The organism is Sulfurovum iocasae, assembly GCF_047716765.1.
GTDB lineage: Bacteria > Campylobacterota > Campylobacteria > Campylobacterales > Sulfurovaceae > Sulfurovum.
Genome location: NZ_CP180410.1, coordinates 2,603,528 through 2,619,900 on the forward strand (window position 1 = coordinate 2,603,528; position 16,373 = coordinate 2,619,900).

The following is a 16,373-nucleotide window of genomic DNA, read 5'->3' on the forward strand; positions in this document are numbered from 1 at the left end:
TAAGAGTTATTTACTCCTAATTAAACCTTTATAAAAGAGGTTTTATGCTTTCCCTTTTGCACTTTGGATAGAGTGAATATATTGGTAATCCACACTTATATTTTGTTCTTTTGGCAAATACTTAGTGAGCCTGGAAATCATCCCTTCAAAATCTGGAAATAAATAATTTGCCATAGATCCGGGGATAGGATTTATCTCATTTAAAAGCACTTCACCCTCAACAACAAAAAAGTCACAACGAATAATGCTTCCCTTGAAAAGTGAGTCATAGATCTTTTTAAAACTCTCTTGTATCTTTACTTTCAGGTCATCAGAGATATCGGCTGCAAGCACTTGTGAATCACGTGAAAAGTCCATATATTTTTTATCAAAGTCCAAAAACTCCTCTTTGTGTGGCTCTTCTACGATAGAAAGTTCCCATTCATTTGTATAAGATCCGGCTTGATTATACTCTTTTACACCCTCAAGGAAAGGCTCAATAATTACATCTGTATCAAATTCAAATGCAACATCAAGTGCATAATCAAGTTCCACTTCATTTTTAACGATACTTACACCAATACTACTACCTAGACGTACTGGTTTAATAATAACCGGGTATGCCATAGTGATCTTTCGCTCATCACTCTTTGAGATGTATTCATAAGCTACTGTCTTTACACCTAAACTCTCTGCAAGGAATTTAGTATAGAGTTTGTTGTAAGAGAGTGCTGAAGCTTCCATACGCGGAGAGATAAAAGGAAGATTAAAAAACTCCATCATAGAAGCTATTTTGCCATCTTCACCGTCTCTACCGTGTATTAGGTTAAGTACTACATCAAGATCTACTGCTTTACTTCCGAACATGCCATCTATGAAGAAACCACCTTTTTTCAGTGTGAGTTGTTTAGATTTTTTATATTCACCCGAAGAGAAAAGTTTAGAATTGATTTTATCTGTATCAATGAGATAGAATTCTCTATCTGGACTTACAAAAATGTATGTTAAAGTACTTTTTTTAAGTACTTTTTTCATGGTAATAGCAGAGACGATACTTATCTCATGTTCAAAGCTTGATCCACCAAATAAAATAGCTATATTCATTAAATTTCCTTGTTATTCATTCAAATATTTTAGATTGCAAATATCATAATCAATATCTGAACGCTGAACGCTCAACGCTCAACGCTTATTTAAAGCATCTTCGCAAATTCGCCAAAGATATATGCACTTTCATGTGGTCCAGGACTAGCTTCCGGGTGATGTTGTACTGACATAGTTGGAGAGTCATTATATTTAAGTCCCTCAATGGTATTATCAAACAGATTTGTGTGCGTCACTGTAGCCACTTCTGTAATGTTGTCTGGAACATTATAGTTATGATTTTGTGCCGTGATCTCCACAGTATTTGTCATGGCATTCATCACTGGATGATTTCCACCGTGGTGACCAAACTGAAGTTTGTATGTGTCATATCCATGAGCGATGGAAAGTAACTGATGTCCAAGACAGATGCCAAAGAGTGGTACTTTACGAGCAATAAGTTTTTTGATCTTCTCTTGCTCATCTTTTAAAATAAGTGGATCACCAGGTCCATTTGAAAGGAATACTCCATCAATCTCTTTAGCATCAATTTTAGAGATGATATCTTCAGCAGACATAGAGTTAGGTACAACTGTTACTTCCATTCCTGCATGTGTAAGTTCATTTAAAATATTTCTTTTAATACCAAAATCAAGTGCAATGATCTTCTTTCTCGTTTGAGGCGTCTCATAGGTAAAAGTATCTGTACTGTAACGTGCTTCAGCATGGACATAAGACTCTTTAGTACTCACTTCTTCAATATAGTTTACTTCTTCGATACGTGGTGATGTTTCCAACACTTCTTTAAGTGCCTCTTTATCGTGTACTTCAGTAGAAGCTACCATCATCATAGCACCCTCTTCTCTAAGCATCTTCGTGATAAACCTAGTATCAATCTCTGTGATACCAAGAACATTATTTTTCTTCAACAATGCATCTAGTGTCTCTTCAGATCTAAAGCTAGAAGGTCTATCTTGGTAAGAACGTACAATGATCCCTTTACAGTGGGCACCTTTACTTTCCATATCTTGTGCATTGCAACCTACATTACCAATCTCAGGCATGGTGAATGTTACAAACTGTCCAGCATATGAAGGATCTGTAACGATCTCCTGATACCCTGTAAGAGAAGTGTTAAAAACGATCTCTCCGACTGATGTTCCCTCTGCACCAAAGCTTTTGGCTTCAAGCATCAATCCATTTTCAAAATATAAAGAAACCTTGTTCATTACAACATACCTCTCTTAGAAAGTTCTTCTTGATAAAATCTTTCGTAAAGAAGTTCATAATCCTGAGATCCAGGTATAACTTCTTTTTGCATACCTTTAATTTTATCATACACAATATCATCTATTTCATCATACGCATCTGCAAATGCTTTAAACGCTTTAAAAATAACATTTTTGACTTGGTTTTCATTAACATCATATTCAGCTAAATAGTTTTCATACAACTCATCTAAAATAAGGTGTGCCAAGTCATTATAACGGTCATCATAATTCATAATGACACCATGTTCTGCAGCCATTTTCTTTTTGATCATAAAGAAAAGTTGTCTCTCATCTGCATGTTGAAACTCTATCTCATCATAATTTTCATCAAGGATCTTTTTTACTTTTTCATCTAAAGCATGCTCTTTAGCAAGATTTTCATCAATGATCTTCTTACACGCTACAACTACTGCTTCTTTACCTTTAGGCATAGTGATAAAAGGTGCATTGGCTAGATCGATCCCGATCTTCGCTGCTACATATCCTGTCTGTTGTGGTTTTAATCTCATTACTACCCCTTATTTTATCTAATTAAACGCCATCTAGGCAAAGCCCGGATGACTGTCAAGGCTTCCAAAGGTGCAATAATGCACTTTTTGAAGTCTTGATTGCTAACGCTAAGTTTTCTTCAGCAGAAAGCTCATAGCACTAGTGCTATTTATCTTATTATTGTATCTAATCTTTCTGGACTGGTTGAGATAATTCCCATTCTAGTCCCTATCATCTCTTCTAGTGCCGAGATATATGACTTTGCAGTCTCCGGTAACTTGTCAAATTCTCTTACACCTTCTGTTTTATCCCAACCTGGAAAACTTTTATAAACTGGTGTTGCATCTTCAAGGTCATAAGGTACATAGTCAACTTCTTTACCATCTACTTCATAAGCTACACATACTTTAACTTCATCAAAACCGTCAAGCACATCTAGTTTCATTAGTGCTACCTGGTCAACACCATTAACACGAACAGCATGACGCATAGCTACAGCATCGAACCAACCACATCTTCTTGGTCTTCCTGTCGTTGTACCGAACTCATGTCCATTTTCACGAAGTCTGTCACCCTCTGCTCCAAAGTCTTCACTTGGGAAAGGACCATTTCCTACCCTTGTACAGTATGCTTTAGCGATACCCGTCACTTTTCCCAGATCTTTAGGATTGATCCCAAGACCAGTACATGCACCGGCACTTACAGTTGATGAAGATGTTACATAAGGATATGTTCCATGATCAATGTCCAACATCGTACCCTGTGCTCCCTCAAGAAGGATCTTCTTATCCTCATCCATGATCTTCCACATAAGTTGTGTCGTATCTGTGATAAAGTTACCAAGTACTGCCTTGTAGCCTTCCAGTTCTGCTAAAAGCTCTGCCTCTGTTGGTAATTCAACACCCATAGCATCAAAGACAGGTCTGTTCATCTCAAAATAAGCAACGATCTTCGCAGTAAGCTTTTCAGGCTGAAGTAACTCACCCAATCTATGTCCCACTCTTGCAATTTTATCACCATAGGCAGGTCCAATTCCTTTACCTGTGGTACCGATAGCTTTATCGCCCTTCATACGCTCTTTGGCTTGGTCAATGAGTGCATGGTAAGGTAAAAGTACATGTGCTTTATCTGAAAGGAAAAGTCTTCCTTCAAGGTTATCAAACTGCTCCATCTCTTTGATGAAATCTTTAGGAGAAAGCACAACACCGTTTCCTACGATATTTTTAGCACTAGGGTTAAGTACACCAGAAGGAATAAGATGAAGCGCATACTTTTTATCGCCGATAACGATGGTATGTCCTGCATTGTGTCCACCGGCAAAACGACATACATAGTCATGTGTTTGTGCCATATGGTCAACGATCTTTCCTTTTCCTTCATCTCCCCACTGGAGACCTACAATCAAATCTGCTTTACTCATCTATTTTTCCCTCTTCATTTTATTACTAATACACTCATCTGTATAGAGTGCAAATCCTGCTGCTTCTACACCGTCTATAGTGTAGATCCCACCCATAGCTAAAAGACTATTATCTTCAAACATTCTAAATGTCAAAGAGTCATAATACCTCATCTTTGCATAGAAGAGTGGAGAGATAACCATCTTGTTATACTCTATTTTTTCTGTAGCCTCTTTTATCTTTTCAAGTTCTTCTTTGATGTCATCAGGGAATGCACTGAGATCATTCAGATCATTCACAGAGTTAAGTCGTACAAGTTGCTCGATCCAAGGTAAGTCTGCATTCATGATCTGCTCAACATGCATTGACTTCAATACTTCAAGGGAAACACCATATTTTTCATTTAAAAGATGTGGTATTCGGATATTTGCTATCTGCATCACTGGCTCGACACCGATCTGTTTTAAAAGTGAAACTGTTGTTTCTGCCATCTTCTCAAAATTTCCACCTATCACTTCAGCACCTATTTGATACTGCTCTTTAGTTGGAAATGTAACCGTTGGTTGGATGTAGAACCACTTCTTAGACTCTGTACTTCTACCAAGTCTTTTGGTAACGATACGTACAACATCTGCTGTAGAGTCTGCACGCAGAGTCACTTCATAGTTCTCTTCATCATTGAGTCGTACCAGTGGCTTTTTGTCATCAAAAGACTCATGCTGATGGTATGAAAAAAGTGGTGTAACTATCTCTTCAAATCCAAGTCCGTCAAGTGTTTGGCTTGCCACATACTCTATCTCTCTTTTTAGCTTGGCACTTTCACCAAAGTAAAGGCGGCTCCCACTTGGGATTTCATGTTCAAATATCATTTTTCTTCTTTGTTCAACATTGTTTTAAAATAGGTCTCATGATAAACACGACTTGCTGTACCGTCAAAATTTCTACGGACAAGCTCTGAAACTGTCGTAGATTCTGGGGTAAAAAACAGCATAAATATCCTCTTTTGTGTTTACATAATTACGTGGATTATATCTAAAAGGAGGTTAGAGGTCGGTAAATTTGATCTTTTCAAACACATATCAAATTTACTTTTAAACACAAAAAAGGGGTATAATTAGAAATAGACTTAAAAAAAAAGGGTCAATAATGAAAAATTTAAAACAAAAACTTTTTTTAACGATAGACGAGATCAATGACAGGATCATCACTATTCGTCGTGATCTTCATGCACATCCTGAACTGTCCGGGCAGGAAGAACATACCAAATATCTGGTAAAAGGTATACTTGAAGCCAGTGGATACAAGATCAAAGAGAGTGATAAACATTTTGGATTGATCGCAGATCTGACAGTAGATGAAAATGCTAAAACTGTAGCCATACGTGCAGATATGGATGCCCTGCCTATTCAGGAACAGACAGGCAAACCGTATGCTTCCAGAGAAAAAGGGATCATGCATGCCTGTGGACATGACAGTCATACCGCGATCGCTTTGGGAACAGCCATTGCCATCGCAGTACACAAAGAAGAGTTGCCAGGCAATATAAGATTTATCTTTCAGCCCTCCGAAGAGAGCAAGGAGGGAGGGAGTGTCGAGATGATCGAAGAGGGAGCACTTGAAGGAGTAGATGGCATCTTTGGATTGCATGCCTACCCTTACCTCAATAGTGGAGAGATAGGCTATAAGTACGGTGTTATGATGGCTTCTGCTGATGTCTTTACCATCGAAATTTTTGGTAAATCAGCCCATGGTGCCAGACCTCATGAGGGCGTAGATGCGATCCTTGTAACTTCTATGATCGTAAACTCACTGAACCATATCGTCTCAAGAATGATCGATCCTCTACACCCTGCAGTTATCTCACTAGGAACTATTGAAGGAGGTAAGGCTTCCAATATTATCTGTGATCATGTTCTGCTGAAAGGAACTGTCAGAACCATTAATGAAGAGATACGTAACAATATCCCTCAAATGATGGAATCTTCTATCGAAGGTATATCTAAATCCATGGGTGCTAAGTATAAATTTGACTACGAATTTGGACAACCTGAATTGATCAACCATGAAGAAATGGTAGATATCATCGTAGAAGAAGCAGAAAACATCATTGGAAAAGAAAAGTGTATAGACCTTATAGACCCTGTAATGGGAGGAGAAGATTTTTCTGAGTATCTGAAGATCGTTCCGGGAGCCTTCTTCAGACTGGGAACCTGTGATGAAGAGAAAAAAACCTGTGTTTCGCAGCATAACAGCCGGTTTGATGTGGATGATGATGCTTTAGAGGTCGGAATGAAGATCATGGGTGCTTCTGCCTTACAGTTTCTTACATAAAAAGGATCGTGATGCATGAGAGTATCGTACTAAAAATACCCAGTAATATCCAATGTATGGAAATAGTAAAGGATGTGATCAAAAATACCTGTAAAACACTGCCTTTGACACAAGATGATATACAAGCTCTTCTTTACAGTACAGAAGAGTTGATCCATAATGCGGTTACCCATGCCTATAAAGATGAACGGGGATACATCGAGATGACACTGCATCCTTTTAAAACAGGACTGCGTATTGATGTGCATGACTGGGGTATTCCTATGTCTCACAAAAAACATAAAAGCGTACCTATAGACAAAGAAGCTTCTGCCGGGTTTAACCGTATCTATAACCTGGTAGATACCTTTGAATACCACAACCTTGGGAAAGAGGGTAAGAAGTTTGTTATCATTAAATATGCTTCATATCCTTTGCATGCACAAAAAAACCTCACCACACAGACTTCTGTCAGTTCTGAGAAAGAGGAAAAAGAAGTTTCGGATCCAAATATACCTATAACGATAAGAGAATTTAGAGAAGGAGATGAAGAGGGGGTTGCTTATCTTATTTACAAAAACTATGGCCATAGCTATATCAAAGATCTCTTCTATTATCCTCAAAAGATATTGGAATATCATGGCAAAGAATTCTATTCAGTTGTTGCAGAAAGTGATGGTAGGATCATAGGACATTTTGCATTTATTCTTATACCCGAATCTACTATAGCAGAGATCGGTATAGTGGTTGTTGATCCTCTGTTTAAAGGTAGAGGAATCATGAACCGCATGCTTGAACTGGTTCTTAAAAAAGCAAAAGAGATCGGTCTGGATGCCGTATTTGGTGAAGCGATCATGTATCATACCTATAGCCAAAAAAGCAACCTCCGTCATGGTTTTGGAGAGAGTGCCATGATGCTTGGTAAAACCCTTGCAGATGTTACCTTGGAAAACATTGAACTAACAAAAAAGTATGAGCGGGGTTCTGTATTGGTTGGATATCGTTTTTTTCACAAAATCACCAAATCACTCTATCTGCCTAAAGTATATAAAGATCAGATCAAACTGACCTATTTGAATGCGGAGGTCTCTTTTGTTGAAAAAAAGAACAAAGAGAAGAACAAAGTCCCAGAACATGTTTTTCTAACATATCAATTTGACCCTCCATCCAACATTGCCATGATCAGAGTCGATTATTATGCAAAAGATTTTAAACAGAAATTTCTACGACTGGTGTCTCAACTTCGAGCAAAACATTGCGATATGATCTATGCTGATGTTTCTCTGGAAAAAATCCCACAGATCAACAAAGTGATCAAGATCATGAACAAAAGAGGATTTTTCTACAGTGGAGTGATGTTCTTCTACCACGAAAAAGAAGATTATCTGAGACTGCAACTCAAGCATAGTGACAAGATCGGTAGCAAAAACTATGTTTGCTACTCTGATTTTTGTAAAAGACTCTCCAAATACATTCTAAAAGATGAGAAGAGGATCAAAAAATAGTTAGTTTAGTATCACTGTCTGCTGTCCAATCTCTTTATAGCGTGCATAATAGTGTTCTACAAATGACTTTATCTCTTCTTTCACCGGCAGATATACACCATCAATTTTACTTGCATACTCACTCAAATACACATTTGCATCGACTTTAGTCAGGTAGTTTTCCGCCAACTTTTTATACGCATCCTGATAGGTTCTTTTCATCACATCATATTGACTGTAATCTATCTTGATCTGCTCATCATAACTAATGACTCCTGAGGTAAAAAGAATATCAAGATGGATCAATCCTTCACAATAATACGGCAACACTTCACCCACTTCACGCCAAGCCATCAGTCCCACTGCACGAGAAACCAGATCATCTACAATGTGTGTTTTAAGCGCTTCACGTTCATTATGGAAAAATGCCATAAGTCCCCCAGATGTGGCTTTAAACTCTTCTATGTTTTTAAACTGTCCTGAACCGTTCATCTTGGTTTCTGTATCGGAGTCTATCCAGAGTATATGTCCATACTCATGTCCTACGGTAGAGATATCGTAGATCTCTTGCCAGAGTTTAGGCTCATTTTCCACCAAAGCTTTTTGTTTTTTAACAAATGCCTCACCCATGGTCTCCACAGAGAGTTTCATAATAGGTTTAGACTTCTTAGACTCCATTACAAAGTCTGCATAAGCAAAAATCTTCTTGCCTAATTCTACTGAGACTTGTTCGTCATTTGGTACTACCTGTGCTGAAAAAAGTCCGTTGAACTCTGCCGCATAGTAAAGGATGGGTTGTCCAATATACAGCTGCGTCTCATCTACCTGTAAAAGATTCTTACTCATTGTATGTAAGGCTTCTTCACCAAAGTCTTTCGCCATTTCATAGGCAAAAAGTTTAATATTGTTACGCGTACTTGATTCCTCTTGTAATTTAGGATTGACGATACGCAGATCCCACTCTAGCGCTACGGCTTTTCTATAATGATCTTCATAATACTCTAACGGATGTCCTACCTGTAATGGTGTCGTCACAGCCATCCAACGTCTATCTACCTCTGCCCATTTACCTATGAGTTCATTGGTTTGTGTATGTAAAAAAGCTTCTTTTATCGCAGTAAAATAGGCTATCCATTCGGATTTTTGATCAAAGACTTCATCTTCATGCTGACTTAACAGTGCAATGAGTTGCTCTAAAGCTGTTATAACCTGTTTTACTTCATTAGGGAAAGCCTCTGCATATGCAATACTCTTAAAGCTATCTCCTTCTTTTTTCAGTACAGAATAACATCTGTCCCCAACACATCCACTCTCATCAGCATCAAGTAACGATTCACCTTGAAGCATCTCAAAAACTTTGGCATCATCACCATTAAACATTTCAGAGAGTTCAAGATTAACACTATGGAGAATATGATGTGTCCAATGGCTCTGCCATACGCTCATCGCAACCCCTACAAAATGTACCCCTAAAATAAGTGAACGATAAAAGGGTGTAAGCAGTTGATTATCCTCTACCCATGTAATGAAACTTTCATGACGTGTGATGTGCATCGTACTCGTAAATCCATACGCCAACTCTTTTTTCATAGCTATCTCTTCTTTAGAACAACCATTCTTCTCCAACACTTGTTCTAATGCATCTTCACGTAGATTTACAAAACGCGTAAGCGCTGCCATTTCTGAGTCTTTATTTCTAGGTATATCAATAAGTGATAAAAATGCACCTACAACTTTATTGGCTCTATCATGTCCTTTTTCTTTATCTAATAGTTCATAGTATTTGTTGAGACTTGCTTGTCTAAACTGTAATTCGTCGTAGATAATTTGTAAATCTTCCATAAAATTTTGTTTGTTCATTTTCGCTCTTCTCCATTAAATAATGTCACGGCGAACGCCCTTGAAAGCAAAGCGATTCGAGAGCCGTGACGATTTTTGTTTACTTTTTTTAAAAAAGTAAATAAAATATCTAAACTTTTATACATATCTAATATACACAATAAAGGATAATACTATTTATTCTTCAACATCCAAATTATCGGCTTAGCCAATTCAAGTGCCTTTCCACGATGAGAGATTTTTGATTTTATATCATCATCTAACTCACCTAATGTTAACTCCATCCCGGCAGGAATAAACATCGGGTCATATCCAAACCCTTTATCTCCTCTGGCTTCATCTATCACATCACCGTGCATCCACCCGTGCACCACATACTCCCCATACTTAGAGACGATAGCAATAGCTGCTGTATAATACGCAGGAGTAGATTTCAGACCTTTCTCTTTCACAGCATCAATAAGTTTATAAAGATTGTCTTTATCTGTAACACCAACTCCAGCATAACGTGCAGAGTAGATACCCGGTGCACCATCTAAAACAGGAAGTGAAATACCACTGTCATCAGAGATAACCAGATATTCCTCTCCCAATTTCTCATAGATAGTACGAGCTTTAATGAGTGCATTGGCTGCAAATGTATCACCATCTTCTACGATATCAAACTCACCCAACAGATCAGAAAAAGCCACCACTTCATCTTGACACATCTGTTTAAATTCGCGTAGTTTGCCTTTATTTCCTGTTGCTAAAACAATTTTCATAACTCTTTAACCTTTAATTTACTTTTTAGGAATATAATAAGACAAATTTTATCGTATTAAAGGTATTACCATGATTAAACAGATCATGCCACTTAGCCTTATTGTGGCTCTTAGATTTTTCGGACTCTTCATCGTCCTTCCTGTACTCTCCATTTATGCACTTGAGATGGAAGGTGCTACACCATTCCTTGCAGGTCTTGTTGTCGGTGGATATGCACTGACACAAGCTGCATTTCAAGTCCCATTTGGACTCATGAGTGATAAAGTAGGTCGTAAAAAAACACTGCTTTTTGGACTTCTTATCTTTATAGTGGGTTCCGTTATCGCAGCGATGAGCGATAATATCTATATGTTACTTGTGGGTCGATTCTTGCAAGGTGCAGGAGCGATTGGTTCTGTGGTCTCTGCGATGATCGCTGACCTCGTAAAAGAGGAACAAAGAGCTCATGCCATGGCTATTATGGGTGGGACGATTGCACTTAGTTTTGCTGCGGCAATGATCATTGCTCCTATCGTAGGAGGTCTCTGGGGGATTGACAAACTCTTCTGGCTTACAGCCATACTTTCTGTCATGGCGATAGGTATCCTCTTTACTGCTGTACCTAAACCACCAAAGATCGTTCACAGCTACGCAGAAGAAGAGTCCAAGATGATGGAGGTCTTTAAAGACAAGTCACTGACTCGTATGTATATCACTTTCCTTTTCCACTCTTCTATTATGACAATGGCATTTTTCATCATCCCTATGGTTATGACTCAGGGAGCTACAGAAGGTGGTTTTGGATGGGAGAAAGCTGAACTTTGGAAAGTCTATCTGCCTGCTATGGTATTTGGACTTCTTTCCATGGGTCCTGCTGCTGTTTTTGGAGAAAAATACGGTAAAGGGAGAGAAGTATTTATGATCTCTGTTGCCGTTATCTTCCTCGGGTTCATCGCCATGGGCTTTGCCACTACACCATGGGTATTCATTACCGGTGTTGTACTTTTCTTTATAGGGTTCAATATGTTTGAACCACTTTTACAAAGTTTTGTGGCCAAGTTCGCCAAAGTACACCAAAAAGGTGCAGCTCTTGGAGTAGCCAATACTTTTGCCTATGTGGGTATCTTCTTTGGAGGGCTACTTGCAGGTTGGCTCATGCAACACTATGACAGAGGTACCCTTGCTATGGTTGTAGCCGTTATTTCCATCTTATGGTTCATCTGGGTAGCTACCATGCCAAACCCGAACAACAGAGGAAATGTTTACTTACCACTTGATATCTTCGATAGAGAGCGTGTAGCAGGACTTACAAGCCATGAAGCCATTGTAGAGAGTTATGTCAATGAGACAGAAAACATTGCTGTTGTGAAGTATGAAAAAGAGATGATAGATGAAGATGAGATCAGAGGGATGTTGAGTTAAACTCACTTAGCCCACCCTCGTTACGTCTCTGTGAGGCGTAATGCATACTTCAATTTAATCTATTTTTCTATATTTGTCCATCACTAGATGGTTTGTAAATTTTAATATGCTTGATTTCCATCTAACGATGGATTTGAAGTTAATTTGTGATTTGTAGTGATATATGCGTTACACCTTACAAAGGTGTAACGAGAAAAAAGAGGAGTGCTTAAAGTTCACACTCTCCTAAGTCTACCTCTTTATATTCCACATCCATAAGAGCACATGCACGTTTCATGATACCTTCTTTAGTAAATCCAAACTTCTCAAAAAGTAAATCTGCCGGTGCTGAAGCTCCGAAACTTTCCATGCCTAGTACATCATCTGCATATCTGTAGAATTCTGTTGCTGTTGCTGCTTCCACTGCCAATACTTTTGTATTTGGGTCAACAACTGTTGCTTTGTACTGGGCATCTTGCTCATTGAAGAGGTCAAGACATGGAACAGAAACAACATTCGCAATGATACCTAGAGGAGCGAGGTAGCATGCCGCTTTCAGACAAGGCATAAGCTCTGAACCTGAAGCCATTAGTGTAAAGTTTGCATCTTTTCTTTTTTTGACGATGTATGCACCTTTGCTTACTTCACCAAAATCTCTTTTTGGTTTGAGTGTTTTAAGTTTTTGACGTGAAAGCACGAAACCATGTGGTGCTTGCATAGTAAGTGCCGTTTTCCATGCTTCTACATTTTCAGTTGCATCTGCCGGTCTCCATACGTAGAAGTTCGGAAGTGCTCTGAACTGGCTTATATGCTCTATTGGCTCATGTGTAGGTCCATCTTCACCTACACCGATACTATCGTGTGTCCATACAAAGAAGTTTTGGATGTTTGTAAGTGCTGCGATACGTGCTGCAGGCTTAAGATAGTCAGAAAATACAAAGAACGTTGCATTGAACGGGATCGTTGTACCATAAAGTGCCATTGCATTGGTCATTGCAGCCATAGAGTGCTCACGGATACCAAAATGCATATTTTTACCCTTAGGGAAATCACCCATATCTTTAAGCTCTGTCTTGTTCGATGGTGCAAGGTCTGCTGAACCGCCAAGGAAAGAAGGGATAGCCAATGCTATAGCATTAAGGATCTTACCATTTGAATCTCTTGTTGCTACGGCCGGATCATTGGAGAAGTCCGGGTATTCGATCGCTGAGAAATCAGGGTTAAGCAATCTTGCTAACGCTTCATTTTGCTCTATAAGCGGTGCTTCTTTTTGTCTGTGGATCCACTCTTTTTCTGCAAGTTCACCCTCTTCAAGTGCACATCTGAATCTCAGCAATACATCTTCAGGGATCTGGAATGTTTCATCTGGGTTGAAACCTTCTTTAGCTTTAGATTCAGCAATGATCTTGTCACCCAGTGGTGAACCATGTGTATGGTGTGATCCTTCTAACTCACCTGCACCTTTACCGATGATCGTATTGGCTATGATGATAGTCGGTTTTGTAGCTGTTTTTACATCTTCTAACGCTTTGTCGATCTCTTCATAACAGTGACCGTTGATCTTCACTACGTTCCAATTCTGCGCTTCAAAACGTTTCGCTACATCTTCAGACCAAGCAATGCTTGTATCTCCCTCGATGGTAATGCAGTTGCTATCGTAAATAAGTACCATATCTTTAAGCCCCAAGTGTCCAGCCAATGCACATGCTTCGTAAGAGATACCCTCTTGCAAGTCACCATCACCACAAAGACAATAGACTTTATGGTCGATGAGTTCACATGTCTCAGAGTTTACCTGATTTGCAGTATAGGCTTCAGCCATTGCAAAACCAACAGCATTTGCGATACCCTGCCCCAGTGGTCCAGTCGTGATCTCTATACCATCTGTATGACCATACTCAGGGTGACCCGGAGTTTTAGAGTCTAATTGACGGAAATCTTTCAGATCATCAAGACTGACATCATATCCCCAAAGGTGTAAAAGTGAATAAATAAGTGCAGAAGCATGCCCGCCTGAAAAAACCAAACGGTCTCGGTTGAGCCATTTTGTATTTTTAGGGTTGTGGCTAAGTTTTTCACCGAGCACTACTGCTATATCTGCAAGACCCATCGGTGCACCCGGGTGTCCTGAGTTTGCTTTTTGTACCATATCAGCAGCTAAAAACCTGATAGTGTTCGCCATCTTCTTACGCATAGTGTTTTGCTCTGTCATTGCCATTATTGTTTCCTTTAGTTGTGTCTATGTAAGTATTTATTCATTAAGGGTTGTAAAGCTGTTTGTAACTTCTCATCAAAGTCTTCAAATCGTCTTTGTAAATCTTTTGCAAGTGCATCTGCCTGAGCGACAGTTTCATCTAGTCCTAAAAGATTGACAAAGCTATTTTTATCTGCATCAATTCCAGTGGTTTTACCCGCTTCTTCTTCACTCTGTGTTTCATCTATGATATCATCTTGTATCTGAAAAAGTAACCCAAGATCTATACCAAAAGCATACAGTTCATCTTGAATTTTTTTCTCAAGCCCTACGATCACTGCACCCATCTGCAAAGATACCGCGATAAGCTTGGCTGTTTTATTCGTATGCAGTGTTTTTATCTGTTCAAGGTCAAGTGGCTTGTTTTCAAAGTAACAATCAATAGCCTGCCCAAGTACCATACCACGACTGCCACCATCACGCGCAAGGAGTTCAACCAATTTTATCTTCACATCTTCACGCAGTGGTGCTTTGGCGATGAGATAAAAAGCTTCAGTGTTCAGTGCATCACCGGCCAGTATGGCCGTTACTTCATCATAGCGTTTATGCAGTGTGGGGTGTCCACGGCGTAGGTCTGCATTATCCATCGCAGGTAGATCATCATGAATAAGAGAATAGGTATGAAGCATTTCTATGGCTAATGCCACAGGCAAAGAAGAGTTATAAAGCATAGGTTCATACGCATCTACGATACTGAGAAGTAACATAGGACGAAAACGTTTACCACCCGCCTCAAGCATCACGCCTAAAGCATCTTCATAAATAGGGTGAAAACTTGGTACTTTTGGTAAGTTCTCTGTGAGATATGTTTCAAATCTTTGCATTTAGTCTCTTGGATGAACCATACGAGCAACCCTTGGTACTCATAACATCTCTAGCTTTCGCCTAGGGTTGTTCGTATGGTTTAAAAAATTTATTGGTAGAATTATATCGAATTAGGATAAAATAAGCGTATGGAAAAAGAAACAATATTTACACTTATCACTTGGACAAAACGACTTCTTGGTCTTATCGCTGTATTACTTTGGATGTATGTCATTTTTACCATCTCACAATCACCCGCTCCTTTTATGGAGCAGGCACCTTACTGTATGGCAAGTACCATGTTGATATTTGGGATTTTAACCGCTCTGCATAAAGGGTTGGATTATTGGCAAATGAAAAGCGTTAAGCGTTAAGCGTTAAGCGTTAAGCGTTAAGCGTATAAACGCTATCTTATTCGATCTTAAATGAAAATAAAATTTTCATTTTCTTAACGCTACACACTGAGCGCTGAACACTAAACCTTACACTTCTTTGCTATTTCACTAATCACATCATCAAGACTTTTATCTTCAACATTTACGATAACGTCAGCCACAGACCTATAGGCTTTTTCACGTTCATTGTAGAGTTTCTTAGCCTCTTTTTCTTGAGAAAAGAGAGGTCTCTTCGCCAGTTTGGATTCAGAATTTTTAGCACTCTTGAGACGATCATGTATCCACTCAAAAGATGCATCAAGCAGGACAACCGTTCCAAGCTTTTTGAGATTATTTACTTTATAAAAGCCACCACCACAAGATATAAACGTACCTCGGATACATTTTTCTATCCAGTCTGCAGTTACTTGTTCCTGCTCTCTAAAATACGCTTCACCTTTTTTCGCAAAGATCTTTTTAACTTCCCTATTCTCTTTTGATTCTATAAGGTCATCCGTATCAATGATATAGGTTCCATGCTTCTGCGAAAAAGCGCGTGCTGTTGTACCCTTACCTATACCCATGAATCCAATAAGGATGATATTTTTTTTCAAGGTTCAAACCATGTTGTAACGGTCAATGATTCTTTTAAGGCGTTTACGTAGGTTCTTCAATGCTTCTTCTGCTGTTTCACCCTCAGCAATAAGTGAATCAAATTCATCAAACTGAACCTTTGCTACCCAACCGATCTTTGTATGCTTTTTAATTCCTGTAAAACGTACTTCACCAAAGTGCTCTTTTGCCATTCTATAAATACGTTCAATTCTTTCATCTAATGTTTTTACTTCTTTATTGCTCATCATTATCCTTTTTTTACTTAATGTAGTTTCTCGTAAAAGCTTCCGCTTTGGTGAGATTTTTACTTTGGTATAATTATAGCA

Annotated in this window: 16 protein-coding genes; 4 read left to right on the plus strand and 12 right to left on the minus strand. The window is 38.8% G+C overall.

The annotated features are described in order from the left end of the window. Positions 1-42 precede the first annotated feature (42 nt). From ACLHDG_RS12810 to ACLHDG_RS12835, 6 genes are all read right to left on the minus strand, one after another. Entirely contained in the window at positions 43-1,083 is a 1,041-nt protein-coding gene (locus ACLHDG_RS12810; protein ID WP_415406640.1) for a D-alanine--D-alanine ligase, read from the minus strand. 89 nt (positions 1,084-1,172) lie between these two features. After that, positions 1,173-2,291 carry a glutamine-hydrolyzing carbamoyl-phosphate synthase small subunit gene (gene carA / locus ACLHDG_RS12815; protein ID WP_415406641.1) on the minus strand — a complete coding sequence of 373 codons (1,119 nt, stop codon included), beginning with the start codon at positions 2,289-2,291 and terminating at the stop codon, positions 1,173-1,175. Further along, positions 2,291-2,842 carry a DUF507 family protein gene (locus ACLHDG_RS12820; protein ID WP_415406642.1) on the minus strand — a complete coding sequence of 184 codons (552 nt, stop codon included), beginning with the start codon at positions 2,840-2,842 and terminating at the stop codon, positions 2,291-2,293. The genes carA and ACLHDG_RS12820 overlap by 1 nt, the downstream gene beginning before the upstream one ends. Before the next feature lie 149 nt (positions 2,843-2,991). After that, positions 2,992-4,242, minus strand: coding sequence for an adenylosuccinate synthase (locus ACLHDG_RS12825; protein WP_415406643.1), 1,251 nt, complete (start codon positions 4,240-4,242; stop codon positions 2,992-2,994). Then, entirely contained in the window at positions 4,243-5,091 is an 849-nt protein-coding gene (locus ACLHDG_RS12830) for an ATP phosphoribosyltransferase regulatory subunit (RefSeq protein WP_415406644.1), read from the minus strand. It lies immediately after the preceding gene. Further along, a complete protein-coding gene (locus ACLHDG_RS12835) occupies positions 5,088-5,213 on the minus strand; it encodes a hypothetical protein (protein WP_415406645.1) in 126 nt (41 codons plus the stop codon). Before ACLHDG_RS12835 ends, ACLHDG_RS12830 begins: the two co-directional genes overlap by 4 nt. Positions 5,214-5,368: 155 nt before the next feature. Between ACLHDG_RS12835 and ACLHDG_RS12840 the strand changes: the two genes are divergently transcribed. Beyond that, positions 5,369-6,553 (plus strand): amidohydrolase, encoded by a 1,185-nt coding sequence (locus tag ACLHDG_RS12840; RefSeq protein WP_415406646.1) that lies wholly within the window; start codon positions 5,369-5,371, stop codon positions 6,551-6,553. Between the two features lie 11 nt (positions 6,554-6,564). Continuing rightward, positions 6,565-8,037, plus strand: a complete 1,473-nt coding sequence (locus ACLHDG_RS12845) for a GNAT family N-acetyltransferase (RefSeq protein WP_415406647.1) — start codon at positions 6,565-6,567, stop codon at positions 8,035-8,037. Here the strand turns inward: ACLHDG_RS12845 and ciaB are convergent, their stop codons facing one another. Next, entirely contained in the window at positions 8,038-9,876 is a 1,839-nt protein-coding gene (gene ciaB / locus ACLHDG_RS12850; RefSeq protein WP_415406648.1) for an invasion protein CiaB, read from the minus strand. A gap of 152 nt (positions 9,877-10,028) precedes the next feature. Then, entirely contained in the window at positions 10,029-10,619 is a 591-nt protein-coding gene (gene rdgB, locus ACLHDG_RS12855; RefSeq protein WP_415406649.1) for an RdgB/HAM1 family non-canonical purine NTP pyrophosphatase, read from the minus strand. Positions 10,620-10,689: 70 nt separating this feature from the next. Here rdgB and ACLHDG_RS12860 point away from each other — a divergent pair, with 70 nt between their 5' ends. After that, a complete protein-coding gene (locus ACLHDG_RS12860) occupies positions 10,690-12,021 on the plus strand; it encodes an MFS transporter (protein WP_415406650.1) in 1,332 nt (443 codons plus the stop codon). A 208-nt stretch (positions 12,022-12,229) separates the two neighbouring features. Here the strand turns inward: ACLHDG_RS12860 and tkt are convergent, their stop codons facing one another. Then, on the minus strand, positions 12,230-14,218 hold the full coding sequence (tkt, locus tag ACLHDG_RS12865) for a transketolase (RefSeq protein ID WP_415406651.1): 1,989 nt from the start codon (positions 14,216-14,218) through the stop codon (positions 12,230-12,232). Between the two features lie 11 nt (positions 14,219-14,229). Then, positions 14,230-15,078 (minus strand): polyprenyl synthetase family protein, encoded by an 849-nt coding sequence (locus tag ACLHDG_RS12870; protein ID WP_415406652.1) that lies wholly within the window; start codon positions 15,076-15,078, stop codon positions 14,230-14,232. Positions 15,079-15,207: 129 nt separating this feature from the next. Here ACLHDG_RS12870 and ACLHDG_RS12875 point away from each other — a divergent pair, with 129 nt between their 5' ends. Next, positions 15,208-15,432 (plus strand): hypothetical protein, encoded by a 225-nt coding sequence (locus tag ACLHDG_RS12875; protein ID WP_415406653.1) that lies wholly within the window; start codon positions 15,208-15,210, stop codon positions 15,430-15,432. Between the two features lie 101 nt (positions 15,433-15,533). Here the strand turns inward: ACLHDG_RS12875 and ACLHDG_RS12880 are convergent, their stop codons facing one another. Together ACLHDG_RS12880 and ACLHDG_RS12885 are read right to left on the minus strand one after the other, a co-directional pair. Next, the gene (locus ACLHDG_RS12880; RefSeq protein WP_415406654.1) at positions 15,534-16,046 is read right to left on the minus strand and encodes a shikimate kinase; all 513 of its coding nucleotides are present in this window, start codon (positions 16,044-16,046) and stop codon (positions 15,534-15,536) included. A gap of 3 nt (positions 16,047-16,049) precedes the next feature. Further along, positions 16,050-16,292 carry a hypothetical protein gene (locus ACLHDG_RS12885; protein WP_415406655.1) on the minus strand — a complete coding sequence of 81 codons (243 nt, stop codon included), beginning with the start codon at positions 16,290-16,292 and terminating at the stop codon, positions 16,050-16,052. Positions 16,293-16,373: the final 81 nt, after the last annotated feature.

Coding starts and splice junctions, on each gene's coding strand:
- ACLHDG_RS12835 (WP_415406645.1), bottom strand. CDS start 5,213: ATGCTGTTTTTTACCCCAGAATCTACGACAGTTTCAGAGCTTGTCCGT.
- ACLHDG_RS12870 (WP_415406652.1), bottom strand. CDS start 15,078: ATGCAAAGATTTGAAACATATCTCACAGAGAACTTACCAAAAGTACCA.
- ACLHDG_RS12810 (WP_415406640.1), bottom strand. CDS start 1,083: ATGAATATAGCTATTTTATTTGGTGGATCAAGCTTTGAACATGAGATA.
- ACLHDG_RS12845 (WP_415406647.1), top strand. CDS start 6,565: ATGCATGAGAGTATCGTACTAAAAATACCCAGTAATATCCAATGTATG.
- ACLHDG_RS12860 (WP_415406650.1), top strand. CDS start 10,690: ATGATTAAACAGATCATGCCACTTAGCCTTATTGTGGCTCTTAGATTT.
- carA (WP_415406641.1), bottom strand. CDS start 2,291: ATGAACAAGGTTTCTTTATATTTTGAAAATGGATTGATGCTTGAAGCC.
- ACLHDG_RS12820 (WP_415406642.1), bottom strand. CDS start 2,842: ATGAGATTAAAACCACAACAGACAGGATATGTAGCAGCGAAGATCGGG.
- ciaB (WP_415406648.1), bottom strand. CDS start 9,876: ATGAACAAACAAAATTTTATGGAAGATTTACAAATTATCTACGACGAA.
- ACLHDG_RS12830 (WP_415406644.1), bottom strand. CDS start 5,091: ATGATATTTGAACATGAAATCCCAAGTGGGAGCCGCCTTTACTTTGGT.
- ACLHDG_RS12875 (WP_415406653.1), top strand. CDS start 15,208: ATGGAAAAAGAAACAATATTTACACTTATCACTTGGACAAAACGACTT.
- ACLHDG_RS12840 (WP_415406646.1), top strand. CDS start 5,369: ATGAAAAATTTAAAACAAAAACTTTTTTTAACGATAGACGAGATCAAT.
- rdgB (WP_415406649.1), bottom strand. CDS start 10,619: ATGAAAATTGTTTTAGCAACAGGAAATAAAGGCAAACTACGCGAATTT.
- ACLHDG_RS12885 (WP_415406655.1), bottom strand. CDS start 16,292: ATGAGCAATAAAGAAGTAAAAACATTAGATGAAAGAATTGAACGTATT.
- tkt (WP_415406651.1), bottom strand. CDS start 14,218: ATGGCAATGACAGAGCAAAACACTATGCGTAAGAAGATGGCGAACACT.
- ACLHDG_RS12825 (WP_415406643.1), bottom strand. CDS start 4,242: ATGAGTAAAGCAGATTTGATTGTAGGTCTCCAGTGGGGAGATGAAGGA.